We start from the raw sequence: 15,012 nt of genomic DNA, 5'->3' as shown, positions 1-15,012 counted from the left end.
AGTTTCTATCTGCATCACCGCCGATGGATGTGCATTATAGACCATCTCATCCCCTTTGCAACCTTTTTTTTAAATCAATATCATCAACTGGATACTTTTTAAGCTTTTTAGTCACTTTTAGATGAGATATTAAACTTTTTTTACGTTATCAACTTCATGTAGAATAGATTATTCGTGCAATAGTTTGGCATTAACTCACCATGTGGCAGTTCGCTAAAAAAGTATTTGTTTGCATACTTGTAGTGCTTGCTACGAGTGGGCCTTGTCATGCCAATTCAAAACATAATTTCTATGTACTTACTTTATCTATCCTAAGCTACAGTAAGTGGGAGAATGTAAATACTCCTACTCTTTGTGTAATTGATAACCCTTCTATTACATCTACTTTTCAATCTTACATCCAGCAAATGTCTTATAATTATCGTGTTCAAACTGTAAATGCGAAAGATTTTGCTCGGTCACATTGTCAGGCTGTCTATTTTTCTAGTACTTCTCCGCAGCAACAACAAAACCTTATTCAAAACTATCCTTATCATTCTTTACTTTCTTTAAGTGTTAATAATTCAGAGTGCGAGATAGGAAGTATCTTTTGTTTATATACTCAGAATAATTACACTACCTTTAAAGTTAACTTAGATGCTTTAAGTCACTCCAAAGTCCATATTGATCCGAGAGTATTACTCTTGGCTAAGAATGCGGAGTAAGGATCATGATATCAAAGTTGTATCAGTCCACTTCACTACACGCATTATTTAGAAAATCTCAATTTACTATTTTTGCTATTACTTTTTTTATTTGCTCTTTTACGTTTGTCTCAATTTCCGTTTTTACTATGGAAACTTATGCCAAACAGAATTTGCAATTGCTTAGTCATACTCTATTAGAGCGTATTCAGCCCGCAGTCGTGTTTAATGATAAAATTACAATAGAGCAGATTTTGAATGAATATACGAATGATCATTCAATTCGTACTATTCATATTTATGATTCAGAACATCATCTGATCGCCCAAAGTTTTAAATTATCAAGTCAAACTTCAATTTTAGAAGGCTGGTTTGATCACTGGTTTTTAAATGAGCCTGTTCATCTTACAATTTATCATCATGAGCAAAATGTAGGTGAACTTACACTTTTTGGTAGCTCTGAAAAAATATTGCAGTTCCTAAAAATGATTATGGTAGGACTTGCGATTGCAATGTTGTTTATTGTTTGCGCTTTATGGTGGTCAGTAAACTTAACTTATCGTCAAATTATGCAGGCTATTTACCCACTTACTAATATTGCTCAAATTGTAAGTGAACAAAAAGCTTATAATCTTCGTTTTCCTTATAACCGAATTAAAGAATTTCAAGATTTAAATACCGTTTTTAACGAGTTACTTGAAGAAATTCAAATATGGGATAATCAGCTGCAAAAGGAAAATCGTAAATTATCCTTTCAGGCTCATCACGACCAGCTCACCTTATTACCTAATAGACATTATTTTTACCAAATCCTTTTAGACATGTTTGAAGATAAAGGGTTTGATAATAAGTCTGCATTATTATTTATAGATAACAATAACTTCAAAGCAATTAATGACCAATTTGGCCATTTAGCTGGCGATGAAGTTTTAAAAGAAATGGCGAATCGCCTGCAAACTCGTTTGCGTCATCAAGATTTTATTGCAAGGTTAGGTGGTGATGAATTTGCTGTCATTTTGCATTCCATTAGTCATGCTGATCATTTAATATCTATTGCTGAAAATTTACTCGAAAGCTGTAAAGAACCTTTGCATCTAAATGGTCAAACCATTTACTTCAGTTTCAGTGTAGGTATTGCTTTATCACAATTTGCATCTAGCCCCGAAGATTTCATTATGCAAGCAGATCAAGCAATGTATAAGGCTAAAAATTCGGATGAACACTGGTTTATCTATAAACCTGAAAATTAAATTTAGGCTAATCTATGAATACAAGATCTTTAAAACTCTCTTTTATTGCATTGCTATGCATTACTCTTGCAGGGTGCCTGAGTTTTGGTCCATTAAAATATCGTCAAGTAAAATTGCTCAAAAAAGAAGGTTTCGTTCTTACTGATGAAGGCTGGACTTTAGGTTTACCAGAACGCTTATTATTTGACTTTAATAATGCGCAGTTAAAACAGAGTCATGAAGCTGAGTTAGTACGTCTGGCAAATCAACTGAATAAATATGACCTGAATAAATTGAAAATTGTTGGTCATACTGATGATGTTGGTGAGGCTACATATAACCAAAAGTTATCTGAAGAGCGTGCTCAAAGTGTGGCAAACCTTTTCTTAACACGTGGATTTAAAAAAGAAAACATCTACGTGATTGGCCGTGGTTCAACGCAACCTTATGTGCCAAATACAACCAATGAAAACCGAGCCATTAACCGACGTGTTGCGATTGTCGTTATTCCATAAGTAGATTTAACTCATAAAAAAGCCAATCCTCTGTGATTGGCTTTTTTATTTTAAACTAGCTCAATAATATCAATAGTTGGTGGCACTCTGAAACGCAAAGGAATTCCAACCATTCCTGTGCCAACGGTAACAAAGACATCCGCATGCTCATGAGAGTAGAAACCGCGCTTATGACCTAAAATTGATACTTTTTTCATAATATAGTTAGTCAACCATGGAAGCTCTACCTGCCCTCCATGTGTATGCCCAGATAACATTAATGGTCGATTCGGTAATTTAGGTACCATATCTACCGTATCGGGGTTATGGGACAAAATTAACCACGGCTTGTCTTGCGGTAAATCTGGCATAGAACGCATATCGGTTTTGCCTGCCCACAGGTCACCAATGCCAATCAAACGAAATTCTTCAAAATCAACAATCTTACCTTCAATATCAATAACTTCATTATAAAATAGGGCATCTTTTAATAGTTGCTGAATCGGTGGGCCAGGATATTGCTCATCATGATTTCCAGGAACCGAATATACAGGCGCCTGAATTTCTTTTAAAACACTTAATTCTTCAATCAGTCTATCTTCTGGCTCATATGTCCAATCACCAGCGACTACCACTAAATCAGGTTGCTGTTCATTTAATTTTCTAACGATGGTTTTGAGCTGACGTTCATGCCCTGAAAATAAACCGATATGTAAATCTGCAATTAAGGCTACTTTTACTGGTTTATCAAAACTACGATCCGGATTTAACCGATATTGATGAGTATCGACACGCACCAAATGAGGTTCAATAAATCGGGCGTAAATTAACACGCCACTTAAGAAAAAGATGAAAATACCTTGATGAATTGAATAGTAACCAATCCAAGCAGCATATAAATTAAAAAACCAGAGAGGAATAAGTAGATAAGAGAGATAAAATGCGAGTAGATGTACAAAAGCTTTAAATGGATGAATCGTCTCGGTTCGTGATTGATGAATCCAAGCCTCAGAAATTCCCCATAGAGCAAGTATTGAAAAAATAAAGTAAAAACAAAAAATGATTGAATTTGGATTCCACATTACGACTCTCGACTTATCTTATATTGATTGCTAGTAATCAAATTCAATATTTATCTTTCAATATGCACGAATTATACTCTAGCTCACCTTATCGTATGTACTGATTATGGCACAATCCTTTCATTCCAAACAGCTTCAAACGAATCAACAAGCTAAAGGCTTTTTGATAAAAGCCTCTATAGTCCTATGTTCAAGTTTTGCTGTGGGTTTGACAGGATGTAGTACTCTGCCAAAACATGGTGTTGAGCCTGTGCAATATGCAAAGGACATTGATACCTCTGAGACTTCACTTGCCAAAATTATTACACCTTTACGCCAGCAAAATCCAAAGTTAACGGGTTTCCATGTTCTAAATGATCCTCTGGAGGCACTAGCGGCTCGACTTAGATTAATTGATAAAGCCGAAAAGACTTTAGATTTACAATATTACATTTGGGACAACGACAAAGTTGGTGCTTTAGCCTTACACGCGATTATTCGTGCAGCTGATCGAGGTGTAAAAGTCCGACTTCTTATTGATGACAATAATGCAAAAAAAATGGAAGGGATTTTACTGGCCCTTTCTCAGCATAAAAATATTGAAGTTAAGCTTTTTAATCCCTACCGTTTCCGCAAATACCGTGCGATGGATATGTTGCTGGATTTAAAACGTATCAATCGTCGTATGCACAATAAAAGTTTTATTGCAGACAATGAGGTTGCTCTTATTGGCGGGCGCAACATGACCAATCAATATTACAATGTAAGCGATAGCTATCAGTTTTCTGATGTCGATGTAATGTTGGTAGGCGCTGCTGTTGATGATATCGTAAATTCGTTTGATGATTACTGGAATCATGAATATGCATATTCAGTTCAAAGTATCGTAAGCCCTGAGCAGCACCGTTTACGCTATGAAGGCTTAAAAGAACAACTCGAAGCACACTATCAACAAGCTACCGTTCAAAACTTTTTAAACTTAACCGCAAAATCTCATGCATTTGATCAATGGCTAAATCATAATATTCAATTCGATTGGGTCAAAGCAGAAGTGGTAAAAGACTCACCTGATAAAATCAAATCGAAAGCTAAGAAAGAAGAACACCTCAATTTCCAGCTAATTAATCATTTGGAAAAACCAGAAAGTAACGTTGACTTAATCTCTGCTTATTTTATTCCTGAAAAACAAGGTGCCAAGATTTTAAGCACGCTTGCCAAAGAAGGTGTTGAGGTTCGCGTTTTAACGAACTCTTTCAAAGCGAATGACGTTGCTGTTGTACATGCCTTTTATGGGAAATACCGTAAAGAGCTGCTTAAAAACGGCGTACAACTTTATGAATTTTTACCAACACCAGATAAAAGAGATTTAAATAAAAATACAGATGAGCTTGCCACTAAAGCTAAAGTAAATATGAAAGGGCTAAGCCGATCAAGTTTGCATACTAAACTTATGGCATTAGATGAGCAGGTTTTTATTGGTTCATTTAACTTTGATCCGCGCTCAGCTTACTTAAATACTGAAATTGGTGTGATTTTAGATAGCCCATCACTGGCTAAGACGATTCACCATACAATGGATGAAAATTTAAATAAGTATGCTTATAAATTAAAGCTCGATACTAACAATCATATTTATTGGCAGCAAGAAACTCCAAATGGTCCTGTAATTTATAGACAGGAACCTGAGATGAAATGGTGGCAAAAAGCAGGCATGAAGTTTCTTTCATGGCTGCCACTTGAAGGATTTATGTAATTAGTTTCTTGGCTTAAGTACTTTCTGATGTAGTTGGGCCAAACCTTCCACCATTTTTTCTTGAACTTCGCGCGTTAAACTTTTGACGTCATGCCCTTCCACTGAAATAGGAGGCAAAGTTAACAGATGAGCTGTTACTTTAGGCATTTCAAGTACGCGTTGAATATGTTCGGCAAATGTCATGTCACCGATGAATGGCGCAACTGTATCTAATTGTCCATCGCGATTTACATAACAAATCAAACAAACCTGTACTGGACGCTGTGCTTCAATCGCTGCTCCTAGTAATCGTCCATGTACTTTTTTAACAGAATGCCCATCTGTAGTTGTGGCTTCAGGGAAAAATAATACTGGAATATTCTGTTTTAAAAATTCAGCAATTTGCTCACGAATTCTGACGGAATCGCCAGATCCACGCTTAATAAATAACGTTCCACCACTTTTGGCTAAATTTCCAAGAATAGGCCAATTTTCAATTTCAGCTTTAGCCAGAAAGAAAACTCGTGCACCAGAACCTAGAACTGCAACATCTAGCCAAGAAATATGATTACTTACCCATAAAGCTGGTTCTCTAGGAATTGTGCCATGTACTTCTATATCTAAATTGAAAACCTGACATAAACGGCGGCAAAAGTATTGGACATAACGTGTATTAACAGGATTATTAGGATCTTTATAAAGCCCATGTCGATAAACTAGATAAAAACCTTCACTAATTGCGGCCGTGGCAGAAGTGACCTTTTTTCCGTATAAACCTATTTTTGATAATTTCTTTAACGTTGAATTAACTATACTTTGCGTTTGAGCCATAAAATTTCACTAACGATTAATCATTGTTATACCCATCTCGAGTCATTCTATACGTTTCGTAATAAACTTGCATTGACGATAGAGAACGGCAAATAAAATAAATCTGAACATTAGACTAATCTCATATAACTAATCTAAAGGATGAGAACAAACGCTTTCCCCTTTTGCTTAAGTTTCCTCTAGAATAAAGTTTTCCCATTTTCAGGATTTATAGCCACGTGGAATATGTTGATCGGCATCAAGGCGGTGAACGCACAATCTTAGTGAGTGTTTCTGTACAATTATTAGATGATCTGGATGCCGAAGAGTTTGCTCTACTTGCACAGTCTGCTGGTGCAGATATCCTTGAACATATTAAGGTTCAGCGTAATAAGCCTAATCCTAAATTTTTTATTGGCTCAGGAAAAGTCGAAGAAATTGCAGAGCAAGTTCAGGAGCTAGAAGCGAGTCTGGTTATTTTTGACCATGCGTTATCACCTGCTCAAGAACGAAATCTAGAAAGAATATTAAAATGCCGAGTTATTGACCGCACAGGCTTAATTTTAGATATTTTTGCGCTGCGTGCCCGTACGCATGAAGGTAAGTTACAGGTCGAACTTGCTCAGCTTAAACATTTATCTACTCGTCTTATTCGTGGTTGGTCTGCCGACTTTGAACAACAAAAAGGTGGTATCGGCTTACGTGGTCCTGGTGAAACACAACTAGAGACAGATCGCCGTCTCATTCGTGTTCGTATTACCCAATTAAAAGATAAATTAGACAAAGTCCAACAGACTCGTATGCAAGGGCGTGCTGCAAGACAAAAGGCAGCTATTCCAACAGTTTCATTAGTAGGTTATACCAACGCTGGTAAATCGACTTTATTTAATATTTTAGCTAATAGTGATGTCTACGCAGCTGATCAACTATTTGCAACACTCGATCCAACCCTACGCCGTTTAGACTGGGATGGTATCGGTACTGTTGTGCTAGCAGACACAGTAGGTTTTGTACGAAACTTACAGCATGATTTGGTTGAATCATTTAAAGCAACACTTGAAGAAACACTAGAAGCGACCCTTTTACTGCATGTTATTGATAGTAGTAGCCATGACGTGCTTGACCAAATTGAAGCGGTTGAAGGTGTATTAAAAGACATTGGCGCTGATGCTCCCGTACTTCGGGTGTACAACAAAATTGATCTAAGTGGTGAAGAGGCCAAAATTATTTATGCCGAACCACATGTACCAGATCGAGTGTATGTTTCAGCTCATTCTGGTCAAGGTCTAGAGTTACTCCAAAAAGCAGTACAAGAATGCTTAATGGGCCAAATTCAAAAGTTTTCACTCGTTCTTAAGCCTGCTTATGGCAAATTACGTACTCAACTTTATGCCTTAAATGTTATTGAGTCTGAACATTATGATGATGCGGGCTTATTACATATTGATGTGAAGATTGCACCACATAAGTTAGAAAAGCTTATTCGCCAAGCAAAACTGCCCTTAGATGAAATCTTGGGAGAACACGCGAGTCAATTTAAGCGCCCCTTGGAAGAGTTTGAAATCAAGGGCGATATCAGTTAAAACTTGATAAGTAAACTTTTAGAGATAAAAAATATGGATAAGATCAAAAGTATAGACTGGACAGCATGGGTAATTACATTACTACTCATTATTGGTTTTCGTGAAGGCTCTGTCGTTGTCATGCGTGCTTTTGGTCATCCAGAATTAGGTAATCTGGTCGGTTTAATCAGCTTACTTATTATTTTACTGATTTGGAGAAAGTTTAAAAAAATTCCACTTCGAATAGTAGATACCAATAATAAAATCATGAAAGAAAGTGGATTCGCGTTTTTACCTATCTGTGCAGGTTCATTAATTATGCTCGTACATATGGGTAAGGAAATTCCATTATTTCTTTTTGTTTTAGTGGTCAGTACCCTTATACCTTTGTGGGTCTATGCAAAAATGGCAAAACGTTGGTTATAAGGAGAATAAAATGTTTACGATTTTCTACGGATTTTTGATCACACTCATTGGTTATCTGTGTGCAAAGCCTTTAAACCGACGTTTTCCGCAAGTTCCACTTTTAGTTTTCGGCATGTTCATTGTAATTGGCTTACTTTCAGTTCTACATGTACCATATGAACAGTATCGTCTTTATGTGAATGACTTATTCGGTCATCTATTAGGTTATGTCACCGTAGCATTAGCCATCCCTTTAGCTGCAATGCGTTACGATGATCTTCCAATTAAATCGGTCATTGGTATTTTACTTTTTGCAAGTATTAGCGCAGTTGCCCTACCTATGGGGCTGGCTTACTTATTACATATGTCTGAACCTACCATTCTTGCATTTGCCACCCGTGCAGTAACTACTCCAATTGCTCTGAACATCGCAACTTTATTACATGCTCCCGAAACACTCGTAACCCTTATTGTTATTTTGTCTGGGGTAATTGGCGCAGCATTCTCACCATTCTTACTTAAACATATTCATGATGAGAGAGCATCAGGTTTAGCCTTAGGTTTAGCTGCACACGCCATCGGAACAGCTCAAGCTTGGCAGCGTGGGCCTGTTGCAGGTCGTTACGCTGCATTTGGTATGGCATTGAATGGTGTATTTACTGCAATTTGGCTACCAACATTAATGTTGTCTTTTGGAACACCATAATTAAGAAGTTGATTAAATAAACATTGAACGGTCTATCAATTCCAAATAAGATGACCTTTCAAAGTTAAAAGGATTTTTAATTATGGGGAAAATTTTTATTGGAGCTCTGCTCTTATTGGGGATTAATACTGCTACATTTGCAGCAGATATTACAGGTCTCTGGCAAACAATTGATGATAAGACAGGTGCTCCCAAAGCACAGGTAGAAATACGAAAAGAAGCGAACGGGACATATGCTGGGAAAATTATCAAAGTAACGCCACGCCCAGGTTATACGCCTAAAGAAATTTGTGATAATTGCCCTGCGCCATATACCAATAAACCGATTTTAGGTCTGGATATCGCAACTGGTTTAAAACAGGTAGATGGACTGAACTATACTGGCGGTAAAATTTTAGATCCGAATACTGGTAAAGTTTACGGGCTTAAAGCAAAACTTAGTTCAACTGGCAAACGCTTACATATGCGCGGCTATCTCGGAGTTTCAGCTTTAGGGCGTAATCAAATCTGGATTCGAGTAGAATAATAGTTCCTAATAAAAAAGCCGCAGAAGCGGCTTTTTTATTTTTAGCTCAGCTACAAGCTTCATCTTACGTTCATAGCAAAGCATTGCTTTTCTTATATTTGCACAGGATTTTCAACAGAAAAAATTTCTTTGTCTTCAAATCGATAAGCCATTAATTTTCTGCCCCAAACACAGCCACCATCGATATTCTGGATCTGCTCATTAATAGTTCGGCCCTCGAGCGCAGCCCAATGACCAAAAATAATCTGATGAGTTTGTGCGGCTTTGCTCGGAAATTCAAACCAAGGGAAATAACCTTCCGGCATTGGTGCATCCAAAGAATCTTTAAAACTAAACTCTAAAGCCCCTTCGGCATTGGTTAAACGCATGCGAGTCAAATAATTGGTAATACAACGTAAACGCGCAGAACCAGTTAGGTTATCTTCCCACAAATCTGGTTTAGAACCATACATGTCTGCTAAAAAAGCATCCAATACAGATAAATCTTCGTTTGCGAGTACAGCCTCGACCTCTTTTGCCAACGTTACAGTTTTTTGCGCATCCCAAATACAAGGTATGCCAGCATGAGTAAGGATCGTATGCTCGTTTGGCAATAAACATAATGGCTGTTTACGTAACCAATCGATTAACTCATCACCATCAATAGCATCAATAACGTCTTGGGTACGATCTTTTTCTTTAATCTCTTTTAAACCACGCGCACCCGCAATTAAAGTCAGGTCATGATTTCCAAGTACAGTTGCAGCAGCTCCACGATCAGCAAGCTTTTTAATAAAACGTAATGCCCCTACCGAGTTTTCACCACGTGCGACTAAATCACCAGCAAACCATAAAAAGTCTTGATCTGGATCAAAACGTATTTCTTTAAGCAAGGCTTTTAGAGCTTCAAAACACCCCTGCACATCACCAATAACATAGTTAAAACGCTTAGTCATTTACGCCACCATTTGATCGGCCAAAGCAACAAATTGGGCAAGTGTTAAGGTCTCTGGACGAGCCATCGGATCAACACCAGCTTTTTCAAAGCCATCTTCTGCAATCATACCTTTAAGACTGTTTCTTAATGTTTTGCGGCGCTGAGTAAATACATGGGCAACCAGTCGAGCTAAAGCTTTTTCATCTTTTGCTGTAATTGGCTTTTGATCATAAGGAACAAGGCGGAAAACAGCGCTCGTTACTTTAGGTGGTGGGTTAAATGCACCAGCTGGCACTTCAAATAAAAATGTTGGTTGACAGTAATACTGAATCATTACCGACAAACGTCCATATTCTTTCGTATTCGGTTCAGCAGTAATACGGTCAACCACTTCTTTTTGCAGCATAAAGTGCATATCTTTAACTTTGCTGCCAAATTCCAAGAGATGAAAAAGTAATGGGGTGGAAATGTTATAAGGTAAGTTACCGACTACACGTAATGGTCGGCCATCTTTTACCAGTTCGCTAAAGTCATATTTTAATGCGTCAGCTTCTATAATCGTCAAACGTTCAGGATGTAGAACACGTTCTGGTAGCCCAGCAGCTAAGTCACGATCTAGTTCCACTACTGTTAATGCATCACACTCCCCAATTAAAGGAGAGGTTAAGGCAGCTAAACCAGGTCCAATCTCAACAATATTGTCGCCTGTACGCGGACTTACAGAGCGCACAATTTTGGCAATGACTCGTTGATCATGTAAGAAGTTTTGACCAAAACGTTTACGAGCTTTATGCCCTTCATCTTTCGGGTTTAGGGCATTAATTTGATACATAGAACATTTCCAACATGAAAAATTTAGCTCGCTGCTAAAGATAAAGCTAAATCAACAGCGACATTTAAACTTGAGCTTTTTGCCAAACCAGTCCCAGCCAAAGACAATGCAGTGCCATGGTCAACCGAAGTTCGAATGAAAGGCAAACCCAATGTAATATTGATGGCTTCACCAAACCCTTGTGATTTTAACACAGGTAAACCTTGATCATGGTACATGGCAAGTACAGCATCTGCATTTTTAAGATGTTCTGGAGTAAACAAGGTATCTGCCGGCAAGCTTAAACTCATTTTAAACCCTTGCGCTCGATAACTTTCGAGTACTGGATTAATGGTTTCAATCTCTTCACGACCCAAATAACCATCTTCACCTGCATGAGGATTTAAACCACACACGAGTACACGTGGGTCTGTAATCTTAAATTTAGTTTTTAAGTCATGCAGTAAAATATCAATGACCTGATGCAATCGCTCTTTGGTAATTGCATCCGCTACATCTCTTAAGGGTAAATGTGTAGTTGCTAAGGCGACACGTAAAGTTTTGGTTGCAAGCATCATTACGACACGCTCTACACCTGCAAACTCTTGATAGTATTCAGTGTGACCACTAAACAAAATACCAGCATCATTAATAACCGATTTTTGCACGGGTGCCGTGGCTACTCCCACACTTTTACCAGACATTGCATAATCAGCTGAACGACGCAGTTGCTCTAATACATAAGCTGCATTAGCTGGGTTTAATTGACCATCAATGACAGCTGCTTCTAAAGGCACATGTTCTATATAGAGTTCATTCAGAGATGACGATTCAGGCTGTCCGGTATATTCTATAAATTGAATATCGACCCCAATTTTTTGGGCACGTTGCTCTAATAAGTCTCGGTCACCCAAGATAACAACAGGGCGTTCATCAACCCGCTTAGCCAAGCTCAAACAGATATCTGGACCAATACCAGCCGGCTCACCGGAAGTGACATATAATGGCAGCACAATCACTCCAGACACATAACAAGAATGTGTTTGATTTTAACATATCTGACATTCATCAGTTTATGGATTAAATTATATGGCTTAAACTGGATTTTTCTTGTGAGTTTGGACAAACTCGTTTAGAATGCTCGCTCCTTTTGTTTGGACAGATTCCATAGTCCAAACCAACTATAATAGGTAGTGGTTTAATGAAAACTCTCAGCGCTAAGCCAGCTGAAGTTCAACATGACTGGTATGTTGTTGATGCTTCTGGCAAAACTTTAGGTCGCCTTGCGACTGAAATCGCTCGTCGTTTACGCGGTAAGCACAAAACTTCTTATACTCCTCACGTTGACACTGGCGATTACATCGTTGTGATTAATGCTGAACAAGTTCAAGTGACTGGTAAAAAATCACTTGATAAGAAATATTATCGCCATACTGGTTTCCCTGGTGGTATCCGTGAGACTAACTTCGAGAAGTTAATTGCTCACAAACCTGAAGCTGTTCTTGAAAAAGCGGTTAAAGGCATGTTACCAAAAGGTCCTCTTGGTTATGCAATGATCAAAAAAATGAAAGTGTACGCTGGTACTGAGCATCCGCATGCTGCTCAACAGCCACAAGTTTTGGACATCTAAGGGATACAGCACATGGCTACTAATTATGGTACAGGTCGCCGTAAGACCGCAACTGCACGTGTTTTCTTGTCAGCTGGTACAGGTAAACTCGTTATTAACAACCGTACTTTAGAGCAATATTTCGGTCGTGAAACTGCTCGTATGGTTGTTCGTCAACCTTTAGAACTTTTAGAAGTTACTGAAAAGTTTGACCTTTACATCACTGTTAAAGGTGGTGGTATCGGTGGTCAAGCTGGCGCGATCCGTCACGGTATTACTCGTGCGCTTATCGCTGCTGACGAAACTTTAAAACCTGTTCTACGTCAAGCTGGTTTCGTTACTCGTGATGCTCGTGAAGTTGAACGTAAGAAACTTGGTTTACGTAAAGCTCGTAAGCGTCCTCAATTCTCTAAACGTTAATTCGTTTATCGATTTGGACAAAAAGCCTTGGATTTTTCCAAGGCTTTTTTATTATGAAAATAGAGCCAGCAAATACAAACTTATAAATATAAACAAACTATCTCTTTAGAACCGTGATTTCCTACAGCATTTTTAGTATCCTAATCGATTCACTCAACCACGTCGTCTTGTGATATGTCGGTCGAAAACACCTCTATTCAGGGGATTACCCTTTACAGTCATGCTGATGATTTCCGTTCTCATTGGATTCGTTTCTTATTAGCAGAAAAACAAATCAAATATCAATTAATCATAACTGACCATGAAGACGAAGATTTAGCCAGCTTAAATCCTTACAACCAATTACCGATGTTGGTCGAACAAAATCTTAAATTATTTTCAGCGCCTATCATCGCTGAATATTTAGATGATCGTTATCGTCAAAGTAAGCTTTATGCTGATGCACCTATGATGCGTGCGGAACAGCGTCAGTATATCTGGAGACTTGAAAACGACTGGTTTAAGTTAGCAGATCACATGTTAAAACATGCTGACTCACTAAATGTCGAACAAAAGCAAAAAGCTCAAAAAGAACTACGTGAAACATTAATTTCACTTACTCCCCTATTTCAGCATTTTCCGTATTTCATGTCTGAGAATTTTACAATCTTAGACTGCATGCTTGCGCCTATCTTTTTAAGATTAAATAGCATGGGAATTGATTTACCCAAACAGCACTGTCGACCTATATTTTTGTACTGTAAACGTATCTTTGAACGGCCTTCTTTTGCTAAATCAATGACGCCTCAAGAGAAAAACCGTTACAATGAACTATTAAATATGGAATAGCGTGATATGTCTGAGCAAACTATTGATTTAACCCCTACACGTCCTTATCTTGCTCGTGCAATCTATGAATGGATTTGTGATAACCAGCTTACTCCTTATCTATTAGTTGATGCGACACAACCGTATACCGACGTTCCGCAACAATTTGTTAAAGATGGGCAAATTGTTCTAAATATTGTGCCCCATGCAGTTCATCAATTGCTTATTACCAATGAAGCTATTACTTTTTCAGCTCGTTTTGGCGGAGCATCAAAAGACATTTATGTTCCTATTCAAGCGGTTTTAGGGATTTATGCACGAGAAAATGGACAAGGTTTATTCTTTGATCCTGAAGAATATGCCAATGTAACACCTGTAGAAAATACAGTAGAGTCAGAAGTACAAGAAGCAACTGAAACAACATCGACTAAGAAAAAACCATCGTTAAGAATTTTAGATTAAATTTAGAGGAAGAAAGCATGGCATTTGATTTAGTCCAATACTTTGCTGAGCAGATAAAAATTCAAAAGCCTCAGCTTTTAAATCAATATCCAGTTAATGAAAAAAATAAACTGATTGATGAGGTGAATATTCTTACGCTTGGAAAACTGATTAGTTTATGGCGTCAGAATGATAATAAGATTTATCAAGAAATCAAAACCTCAGATCCACTTTATATTCAAGAAGTTGCTCGTCATTTAACGACTTCTAAACATAATCAGTCGACTTTAAAAAATTCAGAACTAGAACAGAGTATTTCTGAGATTTTAACTTTGCAGTTAGCAGAACTTAATCAGCTCGATGAAACAGGTGGTTTTGGGCATAATGGCTTAAAAGAATTAATTTTAGGTCAGATTGAACACTTATCAGGTCAAGCTGAAGATTGGGTTTGGTCAACAAACCACCTAAATGAATTAATTGGTTCTAAACCTGTGGAACAAGAAGAGCTATCATTGGATACAACAATGAAGGAGTTCAACCAAATGGTTCACCAAGCCCAACCTCATCATGATGACGTGCATATTGAAGAACAAGCTGCAGAAATTTCTGTACCTACATGGTCAAAGATTGTTGCCCCTGTAGTTGCTTTAGCAATTTTGGGCTATCTCTACTGTATTTATACACAGCTCGTTTAATTTGATTTTTATATAAAAAAAGGGGAATTCATTATTCCCCTTTTTATGATTAAAATTAGAATATTTTATTTTTCAATATTTTATTAACATTCTATTACAATTGTT

The 15,012-nt window shown here is 37.6% G+C and carries 18 protein-coding genes; 13 read left to right on the top strand and 5 right to left on the bottom strand.

All coding sequences use genetic code 11. The features are described 5' to 3' along the window. Window positions 1-200: 200 nt before the first annotated feature. The 3 genes from yfiR to yfiB are packed head-to-tail and all read left to right on the top strand — an operon-like array spanning window position 201 to window position 2,427. Window positions 201-704, top strand: a complete 504-nt coding sequence (gene yfiR, locus WBW42_RS18565; protein ID WP_017386701.1) for a regulatory sequestration protein YfiR — start codon at window positions 201-203, stop codon at window positions 702-704. Window positions 705-709: 5 nt separating this feature from the next. After that, window positions 710-1,933, top strand: a complete 1,224-nt coding sequence (dgcN, locus tag WBW42_RS18560) for a diguanylate cyclase DgcN/YfiN (protein WP_005065229.1) — start codon at window positions 710-712, stop codon at window positions 1,931-1,933. A gap of 14 nt (window positions 1,934-1,947) precedes the next feature. Continuing rightward, window positions 1,948-2,427, top strand: a complete 480-nt coding sequence (gene yfiB / locus WBW42_RS18555; RefSeq protein WP_032057703.1) for an outer membrane lipoprotein YfiB — start codon at window positions 1,948-1,950, stop codon at window positions 2,425-2,427. A 50-nt stretch (window positions 2,428-2,477) separates the two neighbouring features. Here yfiB and WBW42_RS18550 read toward each other — a convergent pair whose 3' ends face one another. After that, window positions 2,478-3,488: a metallophosphoesterase gene (locus WBW42_RS18550; RefSeq protein WP_032057704.1), complete on the bottom strand. Its 1,011-nt coding sequence runs from the start codon at window positions 3,486-3,488 to the stop codon at window positions 2,478-2,480. Between the two features lie 106 nt (window positions 3,489-3,594). On the opposite strand from WBW42_RS18550, the gene WBW42_RS18545 reads away from it, so the two are divergent. Then, window positions 3,595-5,220: a phospholipase D family protein gene (locus tag WBW42_RS18545; protein ID WP_032070748.1), complete on the top strand. Its 1,626-nt coding sequence runs from the start codon at window positions 3,595-3,597 to the stop codon at window positions 5,218-5,220. Here WBW42_RS18545 and WBW42_RS18540 read toward each other — a convergent pair whose 3' ends face one another. Beyond that, on the bottom strand, window positions 5,221-6,030 hold the full coding sequence (locus WBW42_RS18540; protein ID WP_032006019.1) for a lysophospholipid acyltransferase family protein: 810 nt from the start codon (window positions 6,028-6,030) through the stop codon (window positions 5,221-5,223). It lies immediately after the preceding gene. A 218-nt stretch (window positions 6,031-6,248) separates the two neighbouring features. On the opposite strand from WBW42_RS18540, the gene hflX reads away from it, so the two are divergent. From hflX to WBW42_RS18520, 4 genes are all read left to right on the top strand, one after another. Further along, complete coding sequence (gene hflX, locus WBW42_RS18535) at window positions 6,249-7,592, top strand: ribosome rescue GTPase HflX (RefSeq protein WP_032057706.1); 1,344 nt, start codon at window positions 6,249-6,251, stop codon at window positions 7,590-7,592. A 33-nt stretch (window positions 7,593-7,625) separates the two neighbouring features. Further along, the gene (locus tag WBW42_RS18530) at window positions 7,626-7,997 is read left to right on the top strand and encodes a hypothetical protein (protein WP_002117849.1); all 372 of its coding nucleotides are present in this window, start codon (window positions 7,626-7,628) and stop codon (window positions 7,995-7,997) included. Window positions 7,998-8,007: 10 nt separating this feature from the next. Beyond that, on the top strand, window positions 8,008-8,682 hold the full coding sequence (locus WBW42_RS18525; RefSeq protein WP_005804924.1) for an LrgB family protein: 675 nt from the start codon (window positions 8,008-8,010) through the stop codon (window positions 8,680-8,682). An 82-nt stretch (window positions 8,683-8,764) separates the two neighbouring features. Continuing rightward, window positions 8,765-9,208, top strand: coding sequence for a DUF2147 domain-containing protein (locus WBW42_RS18520; protein ID WP_002117847.1), 444 nt, complete (start codon window positions 8,765-8,767; stop codon window positions 9,206-9,208). Window positions 9,209-9,300: 92 nt separating this feature from the next. Here WBW42_RS18520 and WBW42_RS18515 read toward each other — a convergent pair whose 3' ends face one another. The 3 genes from WBW42_RS18515 to pdxA are packed head-to-tail and all read right to left on the bottom strand — an operon-like array spanning window position 9,301 to window position 11,963. Beyond that, the gene (locus WBW42_RS18515) at window positions 9,301-10,143 is read right to left on the bottom strand and encodes a symmetrical bis(5'-nucleosyl)-tetraphosphatase (RefSeq protein ID WP_032057708.1); all 843 of its coding nucleotides are present in this window, start codon (window positions 10,141-10,143) and stop codon (window positions 9,301-9,303) included. Further along, window positions 10,144-10,956: a 16S rRNA (adenine(1518)-N(6)/adenine(1519)-N(6))-dimethyltransferase RsmA gene (gene rsmA / locus WBW42_RS18510; RefSeq protein ID WP_032057709.1), complete on the bottom strand. Its 813-nt coding sequence runs from the start codon at window positions 10,954-10,956 to the stop codon at window positions 10,144-10,146. It lies immediately after the preceding gene. A 23-nt stretch (window positions 10,957-10,979) separates the two neighbouring features. Continuing rightward, entirely contained in the window at window positions 10,980-11,963 is a 984-nt protein-coding gene (pdxA, locus tag WBW42_RS18505; RefSeq protein WP_080777169.1) for a 4-hydroxythreonine-4-phosphate dehydrogenase PdxA, read from the bottom strand. A gap of 173 nt (window positions 11,964-12,136) precedes the next feature. Between pdxA and rplM the strand changes: the two genes are divergently transcribed. From rplM to WBW42_RS18480, 5 genes are all read left to right on the top strand, one after another. Further along, window positions 12,137-12,565 (top strand): 50S ribosomal protein L13, encoded by a 429-nt coding sequence (gene rplM, locus WBW42_RS18500; protein ID WP_002117832.1) that lies wholly within the window; start codon window positions 12,137-12,139, stop codon window positions 12,563-12,565. Window positions 12,566-12,577: 12 nt separating this feature from the next. Next, window positions 12,578-12,964: a 30S ribosomal protein S9 gene (gene rpsI, locus WBW42_RS18495; RefSeq protein WP_002048725.1), complete on the top strand. Its 387-nt coding sequence runs from the start codon at window positions 12,578-12,580 to the stop codon at window positions 12,962-12,964. Between the two features lie 174 nt (window positions 12,965-13,138). Then, window positions 13,139-13,792, top strand: a complete 654-nt coding sequence (locus tag WBW42_RS18490) for a glutathione S-transferase N-terminal domain-containing protein (RefSeq protein WP_005065247.1) — start codon at window positions 13,139-13,141, stop codon at window positions 13,790-13,792. A gap of 6 nt (window positions 13,793-13,798) precedes the next feature. Beyond that, window positions 13,799-14,233 (top strand): ClpXP protease specificity-enhancing factor, encoded by a 435-nt coding sequence (locus tag WBW42_RS18485; RefSeq protein ID WP_005804921.1) that lies wholly within the window; start codon window positions 13,799-13,801, stop codon window positions 14,231-14,233. A gap of 17 nt (window positions 14,234-14,250) precedes the next feature. Next, a complete protein-coding gene (locus tag WBW42_RS18480; protein ID WP_005065252.1) occupies window positions 14,251-14,907 on the top strand; it encodes a hypothetical protein in 657 nt (218 codons plus the stop codon). The last annotated feature ends 105 nt before the right edge of the window (window positions 14,908-15,012 follow it).

The sequence above is a fragment of the Acinetobacter sp. LT1 genome (assembly GCF_059800965.1).
The sequence above is the reverse complement of the archived record's forward strand: the minus strand, read 5'-3'. Positions and strand labels throughout refer to the sequence as shown.

Bases quoted from the DNA above. Each gene is read 5' to 3' on its own strand.
- WBW42_RS18485 (WP_005804921.1), top strand. From the start codon at position 13,799: ATGTCTGAGCAAACTATTGATTTAACCCCTACACGTCCTTATCTTGCT.
- dgcN (WP_005065229.1), top strand. From the start codon at position 710: ATGATATCAAAGTTGTATCAGTCCACTTCACTACACGCATTATTTAGA.
- WBW42_RS18520 (WP_002117847.1), top strand. From the start codon at position 8,765: ATGGGGAAAATTTTTATTGGAGCTCTGCTCTTATTGGGGATTAATACT.
- WBW42_RS18480 (WP_005065252.1), top strand. From the start codon at position 14,251: ATGGCATTTGATTTAGTCCAATACTTTGCTGAGCAGATAAAAATTCAA.
- yfiR (WP_017386701.1), top strand. From the start codon at position 201: ATGTGGCAGTTCGCTAAAAAAGTATTTGTTTGCATACTTGTAGTGCTT.
- rplM (WP_002117832.1), top strand. From the start codon at position 12,137: ATGAAAACTCTCAGCGCTAAGCCAGCTGAAGTTCAACATGACTGGTAT.
- WBW42_RS18490 (WP_005065247.1), top strand. From the start codon at position 13,139: ATGTCGGTCGAAAACACCTCTATTCAGGGGATTACCCTTTACAGTCAT.
- WBW42_RS18550 (WP_032057704.1), bottom strand. From the start codon at position 3,488: ATGTGGAATCCAAATTCAATCATTTTTTGTTTTTACTTTATTTTTTCA.
- rpsI (WP_002048725.1), top strand. From the start codon at position 12,578: ATGGCTACTAATTATGGTACAGGTCGCCGTAAGACCGCAACTGCACGT.
- WBW42_RS18515 (WP_032057708.1), bottom strand. From the start codon at position 10,143: ATGACTAAGCGTTTTAACTATGTTATTGGTGATGTGCAGGGGTGTTTT.
- yfiB (WP_032057703.1), top strand. From the start codon at position 1,948: ATGAATACAAGATCTTTAAAACTCTCTTTTATTGCATTGCTATGCATT.
- rsmA (WP_032057709.1), bottom strand. From the start codon at position 10,956: ATGTATCAAATTAATGCCCTAAACCCGAAAGATGAAGGGCATAAAGCT.
- WBW42_RS18530 (WP_002117849.1), top strand. From the start codon at position 7,626: ATGGATAAGATCAAAAGTATAGACTGGACAGCATGGGTAATTACATTA.
- WBW42_RS18540 (WP_032006019.1), bottom strand. From the start codon at position 6,030: ATGGCTCAAACGCAAAGTATAGTTAATTCAACGTTAAAGAAATTATCA.
- WBW42_RS18525 (WP_005804924.1), top strand. From the start codon at position 8,008: ATGTTTACGATTTTCTACGGATTTTTGATCACACTCATTGGTTATCTG.
- WBW42_RS18545 (WP_032070748.1), top strand. From the start codon at position 3,595: ATGGCACAATCCTTTCATTCCAAACAGCTTCAAACGAATCAACAAGCT.